Source organism: Pseudonocardia ailaonensis (genome assembly GCF_039531635.1).
GTDB lineage: Bacteria > Actinomycetota > Actinomycetes > Mycobacteriales > Pseudonocardiaceae > Pseudonocardia > Pseudonocardia ailaonensis.
Genome location: NZ_BAAAQK010000001.1, coordinates 105,752 through 121,949, shown reverse-complemented (window position 1 = coordinate 121,949; position 16,198 = coordinate 105,752). Strand labels below are relative to the sequence as shown.

The window sequence follows — 16,198 nt, the reverse complement described above, 5'->3', positions numbered from 1 at the left end:
CCGTCCACAGGAGAGGAACGACCATGCGTGACGCAGTGATCGTCTCGACGGCCCGCACCCCGATCGGCCGGGCCTACCGCGGGTCGCTCGCCGACGTCGCGCCCCAGCAGCTCGCGGCCCACGCCCTGGGTGCGGCGCTGGACCGGGCCGGCGTCGACGGGGCCGAGGTCGAGGACGTCGTGTTCGGCTGCGCGATGCCGGAGGGCGCGAGCGGGTTCAACATCGCCCGGCAGGCGGCCCTGCGCGCCGGGCTCCCGACCGCGGTCGCCGGCATGACGATCGACCGGCAGTGCGCCTCGGGCCTGATGGCGGTCGCGACCGCGGCCAAGCAGATCGTGGTCGACGGCATGGCGGTCGCGGTGGGCGGTGGCGTCGAGTCGATCTCGCTCGTCCAGAACGAGCACCACAACTCCCACCGGGCACAGGATCCGTGGCTCGTCGAGCACGGCCACGACCTCTACGTGACGATGCTGGACACGGCCGAGACCGTGGCCCAGCGCTACGGCGTCTCGCGGGAGGCCCAGGACGAGTACGCCCTCGAGTCGCAGCGGCGCACCGCCGCGGCGCAGGAGCGCGGGGTGTTCTCCGACGAGATCGCGGCCTTCGCCGGCACCCGGCCCGTGCCGGGGGCGGATCCCGAGCGACAGGAGTTCACCCTCGGGCTCGACGAGGGGAACCGGCCCTCGACCACCCTCGAGGGGCTCGCCGGCCTGCGCGCGGTGCTGCCGGACCGGGAGGGCCACGCCGCCACCGTGAGCGCCGGCAACGCCTCCCAGCTCTCCGACGGTGCGGCGGCCCTCGTCCTGATGGAGGCCGCCGAGGCCGGCCGGCGCGGGCTCGACGTCCTGGGCACCTACCGGGGGACGGCCGTCGCGGGCTGCGAGCCGGACGAGATGGGCATCGGCCCGGTGTTCGCCGTGCCCCGCCTGCTCGAGCGGCACGGGCTCACGGTCGACGACATCGACCTCTGGGAGCTCAACGAGGCCTTCGCCTCCCAGGCGTTGTACTGCCGGGACCGGCTCGGCATCGATCCCGAGCGGTACAACGTGAACGGGGGCGCGATCGCCATCGGTCACCCCTACGGCATGAGCGGCGCCCGGATGGTCGGCCACGCCCTCCTCGAAGGACGCCGTCGCGGCGCCCGGTACGTCGTGGTGACGATGTGTGTGGGCGGTGGCATGGGCGCGGCGGGGCTCTTCGAGCTCTGAGGGGCACCACCTCGCCGTCGCCGGTCGGACGCGTCCCGGCGGGCCGGGCTCTCACGGCGTGGACCTGGGCGTGGCAGGTCCACGCCGCAGGAACGGCAGGTCCGGGGCTCAGGTGATCTGGGCCCCGTCGGGGATGTCCGTGGTGCGGCTCAGATCGGCCCAACGCTCGATCTCCTCGTCGACCTCCGTTCGGGCGGATCCGACGAGCCGCAGGGCGTCGGATCCGAGGACGAGGTGGACCGGTGCGTCCGGGGCGCCGGCGATCGACAGGACGGCCTCCGCCGCCTTCGCGGGGTCGCCCAGCTGGTTGCCGTCGGCGGCCCGGCGGTTGGCGCGCACCGGGTTCATGAGCTCGTCGTAGTCCGGGAGGGACCGTTCGGTGCGCACCATCGAGCGGCCCGCCCAGTCGGTCCGGAAGGATCCCGGCGCGATCGCGGTGACCGCGATCCCGAGGGCCTTGACCTCCTTGGCGAGCGTCTCGAGGATCGCCTCGAGCGCGAACTTGCTCCCGTGGTAGTACGCCAGGCCCGGGATGGTCATCAGCCCGCCCATCGAGGTGACGCCCATCAGGTGCCCGTGGCGGCGCTCGCGCATGAAGGGCAACGCGGCCTTGAGCGTGGCGACGGCACCGAAGACGTTGACGTCGAACTGCCGGCGCAGCTCGGACATCGGGGACTCCTCGAGGATCCCCTCGTGGCCGTAGCCCGCGTTCGCGATGACCACGTCGATCGGGCCGACGGTCCGCTCGACCTCGGCGACGGTGGCGAACACCGCCTCGTCGTCCGTGACATCGAGCCGCCGCGCGGCGGCGGTGCCAGGGGTGCCGTCGGCGAGCTTCGCGAAGGGCGCCACGTCGTCCGGGTTGCGGACGGTGCCCACGACGGTGTGCCCCTCCTGCAGGAAGCGGGTGGCGAAGGCCTGACCGAAGCCGGAGCTCACGCCGGTGACGAAGAAGATCTTCGGAGTGGTGGGCATGCGACCAGCCTACACGCCGCCGAAAAAAATCGACGCGATGTCGAATTAAGAGGACGGGTCGCACCCGTTGGGCGACGGGCCCGACGGCGCCGCGGCCCTCGTCGCTGCCTGATACGGGGCGCCGATCGCACCATCCATCAGTCCGGGAGGCGGGAGCCCGGCACCGTCGAGGTGCTGATCCGGTCCTGCGGCCGCCGGCCGACCGGCGGATATCCTCCGGTGGTCGCGGTGTGGGCGGGGCGGGGAGCGTGCAGATGGCCGAGGGCGGACAGCTCCCCCCGCTCAATCCCGCGCGAGTGTTCGAGGTGACCGGGCGCCTGCTGAGCGTCAGCCGGGCCGCCGAGGAGCTCGTCGTCACTCCGGCCGCGGTGAGCCGCCAGGTCCGGGCGTTGGAGAAGTTCCTCGGGGTGCCCCTCTTCGAACGAGTGCACGGAGGGCTCGAGCTCACTCCGGCCGGCGCGCGCTACCTCGCCGACCTCACCCCGCTCTTCGCGGGCCTGCGTGACGCCACGGCCGCGGTGCGGTCCGGCCGGCGCCGCGACGGGCAACTGCGGATCGTCACCCCCGCCACCTTCGCCGTCCGGTGGCTGATCCCGCGGCTCGCCGGCTTCCACCGCGCACACCCTGAGGTCAGCGTCCGGCTGACGACCTCGTCGCTGCCGCTGGACCTCGAGAACACCGACGTCGACGCCGGGATCACCCTCGGCGGCGGGAGCCGGCCCGGTGTGCACTGCGAGCGGCTGATGCCCAACGAGCTCAGCCCTGTCGTTGCTCCGGCGCTTGCCGGGGCGTCGAGCATCCCGTGGGCTGAGCGGCTGGCCACGGAGACGTTGCTGCACTCGCTCGCGCGGCCGGACGACTGGTCCGTGTGGCTGCGCGAGGTGGCGGCTGAGGTGCCCCTCGCGGACGTCGACGCGTGGGCGGGCATGACCTACGAGACGTCGCTCCTCGCCTACCAGGCGGCGATCGAGGGCCACGGCGTGGCGATCGCGCAGCGTGCACTGGTGGCCAGGGAGCTGGCGGAGGGCACCCTGGTGGCGCCCTTCCCGCAGGTGGTCGACCGGGGCGACCACACCTACTACCTGGCCTGGTCGACCCGCCGTCCGCCGACGGAGTCGCTGCGGATCTTCCGCGAGTGGCTCGGCTCCTCGGTCCTGGATCCGGCGGAGGGGCGTTGACCTCAGGTCAATGCTGCCCGCAGAAAAGGTCGTTTGCCCGGCCGAACACCCGTTCCTAGGCTCGAAACCGTGACGAGCCGGAGTTCCCTCCGGCCGCTCCCCACTTCGGATCGAGGACGACGAGAAGTATGGTGCAGGAAAGTCTCCGTGGCATTCGCGTGCTGGATTTCACCCATGTCGTCGCAGGTCCCCTGTGCTCGATGATGTTGGGCGACATGGGTGCCGAGGTCACCAAGGTGGAGCCACCGGGCGGCGAACCGGGCCGCCGGATCGGCCCGCCGTGGCAGCACGGGGAAAGCGTCATCCACCTCAGCGTGAACCGGAACAAACGCAGTATTGCCGTCGACCTGAAGTCGGAAAGGGGTCGGGCGGCGGTCCGTCGGATCGCCGGTGAGGTCGACGTGGTCGTGGAGAGCTTCCGCCCCGGTGTGATGGACTCCCTCGGCCTCGGCGCGGCGGATCTGCGTGGCACGCACCCCGATCTCGTCTACTGCTCGATCTCGGCCTTCGGCCAGGTCGGGGCGGCCCGCCGGCGGCCCGGGGTCGACGGCGTCATGCAGGCGGTCACCGGGCTGATGAGCAGCCTCGGCGAGCCGGGCTCCGGGCCGTCGAAGGTGCCGGTCCCGATCGCCGACATGGTCACCGGCCACCTCGCCACGATCGGGATCCTCGGTGCGCTGCACCAGGTCCGCGGCGGCGGCGGCGGTCAGCACCTCGACGTCAGCCTCTACAACGCGACGGTCCTGCTCCAGCAGGTCGGGTTCGCCTCCTTCCTCGCCTCCGGCCGTGACGCCGACAAGCTCGGTAGCGGTGCGCCCTACGCGGCGCCCAACGAGGCGTTCCCGACGGCCGACGGGCACGTCATGGTCGCCGCCTACGATCCTGGCCGCTGGTCTGCGCTGTGCGCGGTGCTCGAGGTGTCGCAACTGCGGACCGATCCCCGGTTCGCCACCAACGACGCTCGGGTCGCTCACCGCGCCGCCCTGCGCGCCGAGCTGAGCCGCTGCTTCCGCCGTCGCCCGACGGGGGAGTGGCTGCCGCTACTGGTGGAGCGCGACATCCTGTGCGCAGAGGTGGCGACCTACTCCGACGTCGTCGCCTCGCCCGAGTACCGGGCCAGCGGCATCGAGACCGAGGTCGAGCACCCGGTCGCCGGGCGGGTACGGATTCCCGGTTTCGCGCTCGGTCCGTCGCACCCCGCGCCCCGGCCGCTGCCCCCGCCGGTGCTCGGCCAGGACTCCGTCGAGGTGCTGACCGGATTCGGGTTCACCGCCGAGGAGCGCGCGGAGCTGATCGGGGCCGGGATCGTCCGGACCGCGGCTCGACAAGCACCGGAACGGTTCCGGGCGGAGGCCGTCTGATGGAGGCGAGCATGAGCACGACCGTCGAGACCCGCGGCCCGGTCGTCGTCGAGTGGACCGGCCGGGTCGCGCTCCTTCGCCTCGCCTCGCCCAATCCGCTCAACCCGCTGTCCGACGAGCTCGTCGGGGCGCTGGGCGAGGTGGTCGGGGAGATCGAGGCGGACCCGGGCATCCACGCGACCGTGCTGACCGGCTCGGAGAAGGCCTTCGCCGCCGGCGCCGACGTGACCGAGATGGCGCCGCTCGACTATGCGGGCGCCTTCGCCGGCGACGTCGTCGGGCGGACCTGGGACGTACTGCGCCGCAGGCGGAAGCCGCTCGTCGCCGCCGTGCGTGGGTACGCCCTGGGCGGTGGGTGCGAGCTGGCCATGCTGTGCGACGTCGTCGTGGCCGGCGAGGACGCCACGTTCGGCCAGCCCGAGATCGTGCTGGGCATCGTGCCCGGCGCGGGCGGGACCCAGCGGCTGCCCCGCGCCGTCGGCAAGTCCCTGGCGATGCAGATGTGCCTGACGGGCGACGCGATCACCGCGGACCAGGCGCTGGCGGCCGGCCTGGTGTCGGCCGTGGTGGCCCCGGCGGAGGTGGTGCCCACCGCGACCGCGCTGGCCGGGCGGATCGCGCGGCACTCGCTGCCGGTGATCCTCGCGGTCAAGGAGTCGGTCGACCGGTCCTTCGAGTCCTCGCTCAGCGAGGGCCTGTTGTTCGAACGGCGCGCCTTCCATTCCGGCTTCGCGCTGGCCGACCAGAAGGAGGGCATCGCCGCGTTCCGTGCGCGGCGCCGCCCCGACTTCACGAACCGATGAGGACCCCCATGACGACTGCCATGACGACCCCCACGACGACGCTTCCCGATCCCCTCCCGGAGACTACCGGCGACCTGGTCCGCACGGAGCGGTCGGCGGGGGTGCTCACGGTGACGCTCGACGCCCCCGAGACGGGCAACGCCCTCGACGTCGCGATGTGCACCGCCCTCGGCGAGGCCCTGGAGTCCGCGGGCCGCGACCCGGAAATCCACTGTGTCCTGATCCGCTCGTCGGGCCGGCACTTCTGCACGGGCGGCAACGTCAAGGACATGCGCAGCGGCGCCGACCTCATGGCGGGCTCGGTCGCCGACGTGCGGGACCGGCTGGCCGCGAGCCTGCACCGGGTCACCCGGGCGCTGCACGAGCTGCCGGTGCCGTCGATCGCCGCGCTCGACGGGTCCGCGATCGGCGCGGGCTGCGATCTCGCACTGATGTGCGACCTGCGGATCGCGGGGGAGAAGGCGGTCCTCGCGGAGAGCTTCCTGCGCCTCGGGCTCGTCTCGGGCATCGGCGGGGCCTGGTTCCTGTCCCGGCTGGTGGGCCCGACCAAGGCGCTGGAGCTGACGCTGACCAGCGAGTTCGTCGACGCGCCGCGGGCGCTCGAGCTCGGCCTGGTCACCCGGGTCGTGCCGAGCGCGCAGCTGGAGAAGGAGGCGTCCGGGCTGGCGGCGGCGATCGCGGCCAGGCCCCCGCGGGCGCTGCGCATGGCCAAGCGGTTGGTCCGGGAGTCCGCCGAGGCGTCCCTCCCGGCGGCACTGGAGATGGCCGGGTCGATGCAGGCGATCCTGCTCGGCGGCGACGAACACAAGGCGGCCGTGAGCGCATTCCTCGAGTCCCGCGCCGCCCGCCGCGCCTGAGCAGCCCATCCGGATCTCGACGAGGAGATGACATGAGGAACACCAGTGCCGGCGGGCCGGCCGACAACAGCCCTGCCGCCGGGCCGGCCGAGGACCCCACCGGGCGGCCGGCGGGCATCCGCTCGATCCTGCTCGGCTCGAGCATCGGCACGATGCTCGAGTACTACGACTTCTTCGTCTACGTCGCCCTGACCGCGACGTTGTCGGCGCTGTTCTTCCCCGCGGGCAACCCCGTCGCGGCGACATTGCTGGGGGCGGCGACCTTCGGGGTCTCCTACCTCGCCCGGCCGGTGGGCACCTTGATCTTCAGCCCGATGGCCGACAGGATCGGCCGGAAGAAGACCTTCGTGGCCACCCTTGCGGTGATGGGTGCCGCCACCACGGCGATCGGGTTGCTGCCCACGTACGCCACGATCGGTGTCGCGGCCCCGGTGCTGCTCGTGGTGCTGCGCATCGTGCAGGGCATCGGGCTCGGCGGCGAGTACAGCGCCGCGGTCGTCTACGTCGTCGAGCAGGCCCCGGCCGCGCGCCGCGGCCGGTACACCAGCGTCCTGCAGGGCACCGCGAGCGTCGGGCTGCTCGTCGCGCTGCTCCTGGTGCTGGTGCTGCGCCTCGCCCTCGGGGACGAGGCCTTCGCGAGCTGGGGCTGGCGGGTGCCGTTCCTGGTCTCGGCGGCCGTGGTCGCCGTGGCGACGGTGGTGCGGCTGCGGATGCGCGAGACGCCGGTGTTCGACGAGATGCGCCGCAGCGGCACGCTGTCGAAGTCGCCGGTCGCCGAGACCTTCACGACCCGCAGCTCCTGGAAGTCGTTGCTGCTGGCCACCTTCGGGGCACAGGGCGGTACCTCGGTCACGCTCTACACGTCGATCATCTACATGCTCTACTTCCTCGGGGACGTGCTGAAGGTCCCAGCGAGCACGGCGAACCTGGTGCTCGGGGCCGGGATTCTGGTCGGGGCACCCTGCTATCCGCTGTTCGGCGCGCTCTCGGACCGGATCGGCCGGGCCCGGGTCATGCTGATCGGCATCGTCGCCTGGATGGTGGTCGTGTACCCGGTGTTCGCGGGCATCCGCGCCGCGGCCACAGGGGAGAGCTGGGTCGTCGTCGCGGCGCTGATCGCGGTACTCGCGGTGCTGACGGCGATGGTGATGGCGCCGCTGCCGGCCTTCATCTCCGAGTGCTTCCCTCCGCGGATCCGCACGACCGGCTTCGGGGCGGCCCAGCAGCTCGGGAACATCCTGTTCGGCGGGTTCCTGCCACTGATCAGCCTGTCGCTGGTCGCCGCCACCGGGAACCAGCTCGCAGGGGTCGGCTACTCCATCGCCTCGCTGCTCCCGTGCGTGCTCGTGACCTGGCTCTGGGCGCTGCGGCGGGAGAGCAGGATGCGCACCGCCGCGGCGCAGCCGGATCCCGCGCGGGCCGTCGGCGTGTAGTCGCGGCCCACTTGGCCCGGCCGGGCCGCCTTGTGTCACTGCACAAGGCGGCCCGGCTTCGTCGTGTCCGGAAACATGGTGCCGGGCTCTCCGCGTCGGTGACCATGCCGTGCAGCGGTGGCGGTCCGGATGGGTCCAGGGCCGGTCCGCACCGCGTCACCACCGCACGGCCGGCGCCTCGCGCCGGAGTTCGTCGTGTCCGCAGAGCGCGCCGTCGCGCGCTCCGTTGCAACGGTGCACTCGAGGGAGACGAGCCCATGAACGCACGACCCGGCCCTGCCGAGGGAACCTTCCCACCGCTGGTGCGGTCCACCACGGACGATCCGCGGGTGGTCGCGGAGGCGGCCACCGAGGACTACTCGCTGCATGTCGTGCCGCACAGCTGGCGGCTCGGCCGGCTGCGGCTGGCGCTGGCGTGGTCCTCCCTACTCACGGCCATGTTCTGGATCGTCGTCGGGGCGACGGTCGCGCTGACGGTCGGGACCCGGGACGCGGTGATCGGGATGCTGCTCGCGATCGTCGTATACGGCGCGGTGAACTACGTGCTGACCGGGATCGCCGGGCGCAGCGGGCTCACGGTCGCGCTGCTGTCGCGGGGCCTGCTGGGCTACCACGGCGCCGCGGTCGCGACCCTGGTCTTCGCCGCCGGTGCGATCTACTTCGCGACCTTCGAGGGATCGGTGCTGGCGGTCGCCTTCCAGGCGCAGTTCGGGGGCCCGATCCAGCTCTGGTACCTGATCACTGTCGCCTACGCCCTCCCGCTGGTGATCGGCGGCGTGCGCCGCTGGCTGGACCGGCTGAACGGGGCGCTGCTGCCGCTGTTCGTGGTCGGTGTCGTGGGGGCGGTGGTCTGGGCGGCCGTCGAGTACGGCGCCTCGGACACCTGGCTGCACCTCGAGCCCGCCGCCGGAAGCGCGATCGCCGGCCCGGGCTGGCTGTTCGTCTTCAGCGTGTTCATGGGCGTGTGGTTGATCATGTTCTACACCGTGGACTTCGCCCGGCTCGGCCGCCCGCGCGACGTGCGGGTCAACGGCACCGTGACCTTCGGCCCGGTGTTCTACCTGGTCACCATCCTCGGCAACGCGCTGGTCGGGATCTTCCTGGTCGGCACCCTGCCCTCGTCCGGGTCGGTGAGCGAGTCCGCGCTGGTGGTCGGGATCGTCCAGCTGATGGGGATCTGGGGGCTGATCTTCATCTTCGCGACCCAGACGAAGATCAACAGCGCGAACCTCTACCTGGCGTCCACCAACCTGGAGAGCTTCTTCTCCCGGGTGTTCGGGGTCCGGCTGCCGCGCTGGGTCTGGGTGCTCGCCGCCGGCCTGGCCTGCTACCTGTTCATGCTCACGAACGTCTTCTCCTTCCTGCTCGCCGCGCTGAACTACCAGGCCGTCGTGGTGGTCGCGTGGATCGCGATCGCGTTGGTGGAGTTCGGGTTCCGCCGAGTCCGGCGCGAGGGCCCGCTGGAGTTCCGGCCCGGCCGGGTGCCCGGGGTGAACGGCCCGGGCCTCACCGCGTGGACCACCGCGAGCGTGATCGGCATCGTGCTGCTGGCCGTGTCGCCGGTCGTCGCCGCGACCTGGGCGCCGCCCCTGACGTTCGTCGTCGCGGCCGCGGTGTACGCGATCCTGCGGGCGGTCCGGGGCAACCCCACGGACCGGCTGGTGCGCCCCGGCGACCCGCGCGACGAGGTCGGCGACGCCTGGGCGGAGCGGGTGCGGTGCTACGCCTGCACCAAGTCCTACACGGCGGTCGAGATGGACCGGGACCCGACCGCCGGTCACGCGGCGATCTGTGCCGCGTGTGCCTCCAGCGCGCCGTTCCTGGCCGCGGCCCGGGACGAGGCGGGCGGGCGGCCGGGAGGCGACCGGCTCCCGGCCGGGCCGGGGGTCCCGGTGCCCTGACGGCCGGGCCCGGCCCTCCCCTCAGGAGGGCCGGGCCACCCCGCCCCGGATCTCGTCGACGACCAGCGCCAGCTGCAGCGTCATCAGGTCCGCCGGGCGCGCGAGGTCCAGCCCGGCCGCACCGGCGGCGCGCTTGAGCCGGTAGCCGACGGTGTTGGGGTGCACGAACAGCCGTTCGGCCGCCTCGCGGTTCGACATGTCCGCCGCGAACCAGGCCCGCAGGGTGGCGACCAGGTCGCTCTGCCGGGTCCGGTCCAGCTCGGCGATCGGGCCGAGGGTCTGCTCGGCGAACCGGACCAGGCGCTCGCTCGTCCCGGACTCGAGGAGCAGGCCGTGCACGCCGAAGTCCGCGAGCCGGACGATCTCCGGCGAGGCCGGGGTGACGAGCTGGGCGGCGTGCAGCGCGACCGTCAGGCCCCTCTCGACGTTCGCCAGCTCCACCCGCACCGCCCCCACGACACAGCGGGCCCCGCCGCCGGTGACCTGACGCGCCCGCTCGACCAGGGACGGCAGCAGCGCTCGGCCCCGGCGCCGGTCCGGCAACGGGTCCGCCGCGGTGTGCAGCAGGGCGACGACGGCGTCGCCCACCGCCCCGACCACCGGCCGCGGGCGGATGTCCCGCGCCGCGTCGAGCAGGGCGGCGGTGAGCCGCCCCGGATCGGCCCGGGAGCCGGGGGACCGGCCGGTGACCTGCACGAACACAGCGAGCTCGTGGCTACCGCGCGGATCGTGCCCGAGCGCGGCGGCCCGGGCCATCACGGAGTCGGCGTGCACCATCGCCGCCGGCGACAGCAGGTCCGCGAGCAGGTCCTTCGTCAGCCGGGCCTCGGCCTCGGCACGGCGCTCCAGGCGGCTCCGCTCCAGCGCGATCAGCAGCGCGCAGCCCTCCATCGCGCGGCGCTCGTCGTCGTCGAAGGGGGCGGCGGGGCGCGAGGGACCGGAGGTGCTGCGGCGCACCCACATCCGTGCCCGTGGGGAGGTCGAGCCCGGGATCGGCACCAGGCAGACCGGGGTGTCCGCGGGGCCGATTTCGGTGGCGCGGCCCGAGTCGAGCACCTCGGTGAGCCGGGCGCCCCCGTCCGGCACGTCACGGTGGACGGCGGCATCCGGGGGAGAGGCGGCGAGCGCGGTGCCGTCCTCGTCGTCGATGGTGATCTCGGCGTCGAGCCGGCGGGCGAGGAAGGCGGCGATGCCGGCCAGGCCGACGTCCGTCAGCAGCAGGCGGGTCAGCTCCTGCTGGAGGTCCCGCAGCCGGGCGACCGTCGCCTGCTGCGCGCGCAGCTCCTCGTTGGCGTCGGACAGCGCGCCGATCGCCGCGCGCTCGCGGTCCCGCCGGCGCGCGGCCACGATCGCGGCCGCGGCGTGGTCGCTGAGCAGGGCGAGCTGGTCGAGGTCGGCGGTGTCGAAGGCGCGCTCGGAGCGTGTGTACCCGGTGAGGGTGCCGATCGGGGACTTGTCCGCGGTGCGCATGGGGGCGGCGACCACGGCCCGCAGCCCCTCCCGGGCCATGTTGGCCCGCCAGCGGTCCAGCCCCGGCTCGTCGAACACGCTCTCCACGAACACCGGGCGCCCGGTGAGCGCGGCCCGGGCGGTGGGCGGGCCGGTCCGCGCGGTCGCCTCGTCGAGCCGCATGGGCTCGACGTTGGTGCGCTCGATGTAGCCGGGCGACAGCCCGTGCGAGCCGTTGATCTGCAGCGTCCCCGACTCGGGGTCGAGCACGTAGACCGCGCACTGCTGCAGGTCGAGCAGCTCGCAGGCCTGGCGGGCGATCATGGCCAGCACCTGGTCGAGGTCGTGCTCGGAGTTGATGGCGCGCAGGCTCTCGGTCATCGCCTCCATCCACCGGGGCAGGCGCGACTCCGGTGGTTCGAGCACGGTCCCGGCCATCCGGTTCGCCTCCTCGTCATCGAGCAGTCGTCGAGTACCCGACCCTGCACCTCCCGGCATTGTGGCGGCCACAAGGTAAACCGGCGCCTGTTGTAGCCCCACACATGGACCGAATCACGGTGCCACCTCCACGATCGACGTGTCGAGGACGACCGCCGCGCGAAGGAGCCTGGCTTGTCAACGCACGTCGAACCCGCTCGGGCCGCCGGCCCGGTGCCCGAGGGCACCGAGCTGCTGGCGGACTACATCTCGCGGTTCAGCAACTGGGGCCGGTGGGGGGCCGACGACGAGATCGGCACCCTGAACTTCGTCGGGCCCGAGCAGGTCCGCGCCGCCGCAGCCCTCGTGCGCAAGGGCGAGGTCGTCCCGCTGTCGCTGCCGTACGACCAGGACGGCTGCCAGGACGGCGGCTTCCGGCAGAACCCACAGCTGCTCGTCAGGTCCTCCGGGACCGACTACGCCGCCGGTGCGCAGGAACAGACCCCGTGGGGCCCCGGCAAGGGCTTCGGCTTCTCCGACGACGTCGTGATGCTCCCGACCCAGGCCGGGACGCAGTGGGACTCGTTGTCCCACATCTTCTACGGCGGCCGGATGTACAACGACCGGCCGGCGTCGCTCTCGACCTCACACGGGTCGAGCAGCAACGGCATCCAGGCCGGGATCACCCGGTACGTCATGCGCAGCGTGCTGCTCGACGTCGCCCGCTGGGTCGGGGTGGACAGCCTCGACCCGGGGTACGCGATCTCCGCTGCCGAGCTCGACGCCGTGGCCGCGGCCCAGCGCGTCGAGGTCCGCCGCGGCGACGCGGTGCTGGTGCGCACCGGGTTCCTGGGTGCGCGCCGGGGAGCCTGGGGCGACTACGCCGGCGGCCCCGCGCCGGGGCTGTCGCTGCACACCGCCCCGTGGCTGTACGAGAACGAGGTCGCCGCGCTGGTGACCGACACGTGGGGCGTCGAGGTGCGCCCCAACGAGATCGCCCAGATCCAGCCCCTGCACACCGTCGCGCTGGTGCACATGGGGCTCGCCCTGGGGGAGATCTTCGACCTGGAGGCCCTCGGCCGGGCGTGCGCGGCCGACGGCGTGTACGAGTTCCAGTTCGTGGCCCCGCCGCTGCCGATCAGCGGGGCCTCGGGATCGCCACTGTCGGGGCTGGCGATCAGGTAGACGGCGCGCAGGTCGGAAGTCCGGATACGACGACGTACCGCAACCGATGGATGGAGACGCACATGGGCACCCGCACCCTCATCAAGGGCGGCCACGTGGTGACGATGGACCCCGCGCTCGGGGTCATCGCGGGAGGGGACGTGCTCCTGCACGGTGACACGATCGAGGCCGTCGGCCGCGACCTGGCGGCCCCCGACGCGACCGTGGTGGACGCGACGGACCGGGTGGTCATCCCCGGTCTCGTGGACACGCACCGGCACACCTGGCAGACGCAGATGCGCGCCATCTGCGCCGACATGAGCATCAGCGGCTACATGAACACGCTGCGCATGGCGATCTCGCCGAACTACACCGCCGACGACGTGTACGTCGGCAACCTCGTCGGGGCGCTGGAGGCGGTCGACGCCGGGATCACCACGCTGCTGGACTTCTCGCACTGCAACAACAGCCCCGGCCACGCGGACGGCGCCATCGGCGGCCTGCTCGACAGCGGCATCCGCGCCGTGTTCGCGTACGGCTTCTTCGACTCCGCGCCGCCGGAGGTGGGCTATGCGGACCACGCGCAGCGGGTGAAGGACTACCACCGGCTCGTCCGCGAGCACTCGAACCAGTCCCTGGTGCGCATCGGCGTCTCGGTCAACGAGCTGGGCTTCGTCCCCTTCGAGCAGACCCGCGCGGAGATCGGCGCCGCCCGCGACGAGGGCGAGATCATCGCCTTCCACACCGCCTGCTTCTTCGGCACGCCGCTCTCCAACGGGATCAAGGACCTGCACGCCGCCGGCCTGCTCGGACCGGACCAGGTGCACATCCACTGCGTGGCGCTCGACGAGCAGGAGTGGGCGCACCTGGGGGAGGCGGGCTGCAAGGTCTCCATCGCCGCGGAGACCGAGATGAACATGGGCATGGGCTGGCCGGCCATGGCCGAGTGCCGCCGGCACGGCATCAAGCCCACGCTGAGCTGCGACATCATCTCGCTCAACTCCGGCTCGCTCGTCCCGCAGATGCGACTGGCCATCGCCGCGGACCGCTTCGCGCAGAACGACCCGATCAACCGGGCCGGGCAGATGCCGGAGTCCCTGCAGACCTCGGTGCACGACGTCCTGGCCTGGGCGACCATCAACGGCGCCGAGGCCTGCGGGCTGGGCGAGATCACGGGGTCGCTCACCCCGGGCAAGAAGGGTGACGTCGTGATCGTCGGCAACCCGCTGACCTTCACCGGGCAGCCGTCGGTCGACCCGGTCGGCGGGGTGGTCTTCCAGTCGACCCCGCAGGACGTGCGGGACGTGTGGATCGACGGCCGGCACGTCAAGAAGGACGGCGTGCTGGTCGGCGTGGACCTGCCGGCCCTGTTCGCCCGCTCGAAGGCGTCGACCGAGGAGGTCCTGCGCAAGGTCCACCGGGACTTCCCCGTGCTGCCGCCGACCGTGGAGGGCAGCCGCTTCTCCGAGCGCGAGAAGGCCGCCCAGGACAACATCAACACGGACACCATCAAGGCCGGTTGAGCGTGACCGATGTGCTCTGGCGGCCCGATCCCGCCCGGCTGCGCGAGGCGGCGCTGACCCGCTTCGCCGCGGCGGCCGGGCGGGCCGGGGCGACCTACGACGAGCTGTGGCGCTGGTCCGTCGACGACCTGGAGGGCTTCTGGGCGCTGGCCGCGGAGTTCCTCGGGATCCGCTGGCACGCGGAGCCGTCGGCCGTGCTGGGGTCCCGGGCGATGCCGGGAGCGCAGTGGTTCCCCGACGGGCGGCTGTCGTTCGCCGAGCACGTCCTCACCGGCCGGGACCCGGATGCGGTGGCGGTGCGGTTCCGCTCGGAGGCGGCCGGCGACGGCGCGTGGACCTGGGCGGACCTGCGCCGCGAGACCGCCCGGGTCCGGCGGGGCCTGGTGGCCCACGGCGTCGGCGCGGGCGACCGGGTGGCCGCCTACCTGCCGAACGTCCCGCAGGTCCTCGCCGCCTTCCTGGCCACGGCGTCCCTCGGTGCGGTCTGGTCCGCCGCCGCCCCGGAGTTCGGGATGGACGCCGTGGTCTCCCGGTTCGCACAGATCTCCCCGACCGTCCTGCTCGCGGTCGACGGCTACCGCTACAAGGGCCGCGCCGTCGACCGCACGCAGGAGGGCGAGGAGATCGCCCGGCGCACCGGCGCCCGCCCGGTCCGCTTCGGGCTGCTCGACGGCACCGGCTGGGAGGCCGGGTTCGGCGAGGGACCCGGCGAGCTCGAGTTCGCCGCGCTGCCCTTCGACCACCCGCTGTGGGTGCTCTACAGCTCCGGCACCACCGGCCCGCCCAAGGCGATCGTGCACGGGCACGGCGGAGTGCTGCTGGAGCTGCTCAAGACCGCCGTCCTGCAGCTCGACCTTCGCGCGGAGGACCGTTTCGCCTGGTACACGACCACCGGCTGGGTCATGTGGAACATTCAGCTGGCCCCGCTGCTGGCGGGCGCCTCGGTGGTGCTGTTCGACGGGCAACCCGGCGGGGACGCCCTGTGGGACCTCGCCGCGGACACCGGCGTCACGGTGTTCGGGGCGAGCGCCGCCTGGCTCGACGCGCAGCGTCGGGACGGTGCGCGGCCGTGCGAGGGGCGGGACCTGTCGGCCCTGCGCGCGATCGGGTCGACGGGCTCGCCGCTGCCGGCCGAGTGCTTCGACTGGGTCTACACCGAGTTCCCGGCCGACACCTGGCTGGTGTCGATCAGCGGCGGCACGGACGTCGTCACCCCGTTCCTGGGGCTGGCACCGACGGTCCCGGTGTACCGGGGCGAGCTCGGGCCGCCCGCGCTGGGCGTGGACCTGCAGGCCTGGTCGCCCGACGGCAGGCCGCTGACCGGGGAGGTCGGCGAGATGGTGGTGGCCTCGCCGATGCCCTCGATGCCGCTGGGTCTCTGGGGCGACGCGGACGGGGAACGGTTGCGCGCCGGCTACTTCGAGCGCTTCCCCGGGGTGTGGGCCCACGGGGACTGGCTGGAGCTCACCGCGCACGGCACCGGGATCATCACCGGCCGCAGCGACGCGACGATCAACCGCGGCGGCGTCCGGATCGGGACCGGGGAGATCTACCAGGCCCTGGCCGCGGTGCCGGAGGTCGTCGACGCCGTCGCCGTGGACGTGCCCCGGCCCGGCACGCACGGGGCGATCGTCCTGTTCGTGGTGCTGGACGGGTTGCCGCTCGACGAGGCCCTCACCGCACGGATCCGGGCCGCGATCCGTCGCGGCTGCTCCCCCCGGCACGTCCCGGACGACGTCCTCGCCGTCGCCGACCTGCCGCGCACCTCGTCGGGCAAGAAGCTCGAGGTGCCGGTCAAGCGACTGCTCATGGGCGCGGACCCGGACTCGGTCGTGAACCGCGGCAGCCTCGCCAATCCCGGCGCGATCGACGCGGTGCTCGCCGCCGCCCGCACCCTGACCCTCAGCCCCTGAGACCCGAGGAGACCCC

12 protein-coding genes are annotated in these 16,198 nt (G+C 73.1%); 10 read left to right on the top strand and 2 right to left on the bottom strand.

Annotated features, from left to right (window positions below; all coding sequences use genetic code 11):
* Positions 1 to 23 precede the first annotated feature (23 nt).
* Entirely contained in the window at positions 24 to 1,208 is a 1,185-nt protein-coding gene (locus ABD324_RS00545) for an acetyl-CoA C-acyltransferase (RefSeq protein ID WP_344411486.1), read from the top strand.
* A 108-nt stretch (positions 1,209 to 1,316) separates the two neighbouring features.
* On the opposite strand, the gene ABD324_RS00540 is transcribed toward ABD324_RS00545, so the two are convergent.
* Complete coding sequence (locus ABD324_RS00540) at positions 1,317 to 2,183, bottom strand: oxidoreductase (protein WP_344411485.1); 867 nt, start codon at positions 2,181 to 2,183, stop codon at positions 1,317 to 1,319.
* 254 nt (positions 2,184 to 2,437) lie between these two features.
* On the opposite strand from ABD324_RS00540, the gene ABD324_RS00535 reads away from it, so the two are divergent.
* From ABD324_RS00535 to ABD324_RS00510, 6 genes are all read left to right on the top strand, one after another.
* Complete coding sequence (locus ABD324_RS00535) at positions 2,438 to 3,361, top strand: LysR substrate-binding domain-containing protein (protein WP_344411484.1); 924 nt, start codon at positions 2,438 to 2,440, stop codon at positions 3,359 to 3,361.
* A gap of 128 nt (positions 3,362 to 3,489) precedes the next feature.
* The gene (locus ABD324_RS00530) at positions 3,490 to 4,722 is read left to right on the top strand and encodes a CaiB/BaiF CoA transferase family protein (protein ID WP_344411483.1); all 1,233 of its coding nucleotides are present in this window, start codon (positions 3,490 to 3,492) and stop codon (positions 4,720 to 4,722) included.
* A gap of 11 nt (positions 4,723 to 4,733) precedes the next feature.
* Positions 4,734 to 5,525 (top strand): enoyl-CoA hydratase-related protein, encoded by a 792-nt coding sequence (locus tag ABD324_RS00525; RefSeq protein ID WP_344411482.1) that lies wholly within the window; start codon positions 4,734 to 4,736, stop codon positions 5,523 to 5,525.
* Between the two features lie 8 nt (positions 5,526 to 5,533).
* Complete coding sequence (locus ABD324_RS00520; protein WP_344411481.1) at positions 5,534 to 6,382, top strand: enoyl-CoA hydratase-related protein; 849 nt, start codon at positions 5,534 to 5,536, stop codon at positions 6,380 to 6,382.
* Between the two features lie 32 nt (positions 6,383 to 6,414).
* The gene (locus tag ABD324_RS00515) at positions 6,415 to 7,815 is read left to right on the top strand and encodes an MFS transporter (protein ID WP_344411480.1); all 1,401 of its coding nucleotides are present in this window, start codon (positions 6,415 to 6,417) and stop codon (positions 7,813 to 7,815) included.
* Positions 7,816 to 8,072: 257 nt separating this feature from the next.
* Complete coding sequence (locus ABD324_RS00510) at positions 8,073 to 9,716, top strand: purine-cytosine permease family protein (protein ID WP_344411479.1); 1,644 nt, start codon at positions 8,073 to 8,075, stop codon at positions 9,714 to 9,716.
* Between the two features lie 21 nt (positions 9,717 to 9,737).
* Here the strand turns inward: ABD324_RS00510 and ABD324_RS00505 are convergent, their stop codons facing one another.
* Complete coding sequence (locus tag ABD324_RS00505) at positions 9,738 to 11,603, bottom strand: helix-turn-helix domain-containing protein (protein ID WP_344411478.1); 1,866 nt, start codon at positions 11,601 to 11,603, stop codon at positions 9,738 to 9,740.
* Between the two features lie 174 nt (positions 11,604 to 11,777).
* On the opposite strand from ABD324_RS00505, the gene ABD324_RS00500 reads away from it, so the two are divergent.
* The 3 genes from ABD324_RS00500 (at position 11,778) to ABD324_RS00490 (ending at position 16,182) form a co-directional block, all read left to right on the top strand.
* Complete coding sequence (locus tag ABD324_RS00500) at positions 11,778 to 12,767, top strand: cyclase family protein (protein ID WP_344411477.1); 990 nt, start codon at positions 11,778 to 11,780, stop codon at positions 12,765 to 12,767.
* Between the two features lie 62 nt (positions 12,768 to 12,829).
* A complete protein-coding gene (locus tag ABD324_RS00495; RefSeq protein ID WP_344411476.1) occupies positions 12,830 to 14,269 on the top strand; it encodes an amidohydrolase family protein in 1,440 nt (479 codons plus the stop codon).
* Between the two features lie 2 nt (positions 14,270 to 14,271).
* Positions 14,272 to 16,182, top strand: a complete 1,911-nt coding sequence (locus tag ABD324_RS00490; RefSeq protein WP_344411794.1) for an acetoacetate--CoA ligase — start codon at positions 14,272 to 14,274, stop codon at positions 16,180 to 16,182.
* Positions 16,183 to 16,198: the final 16 nt, after the last annotated feature.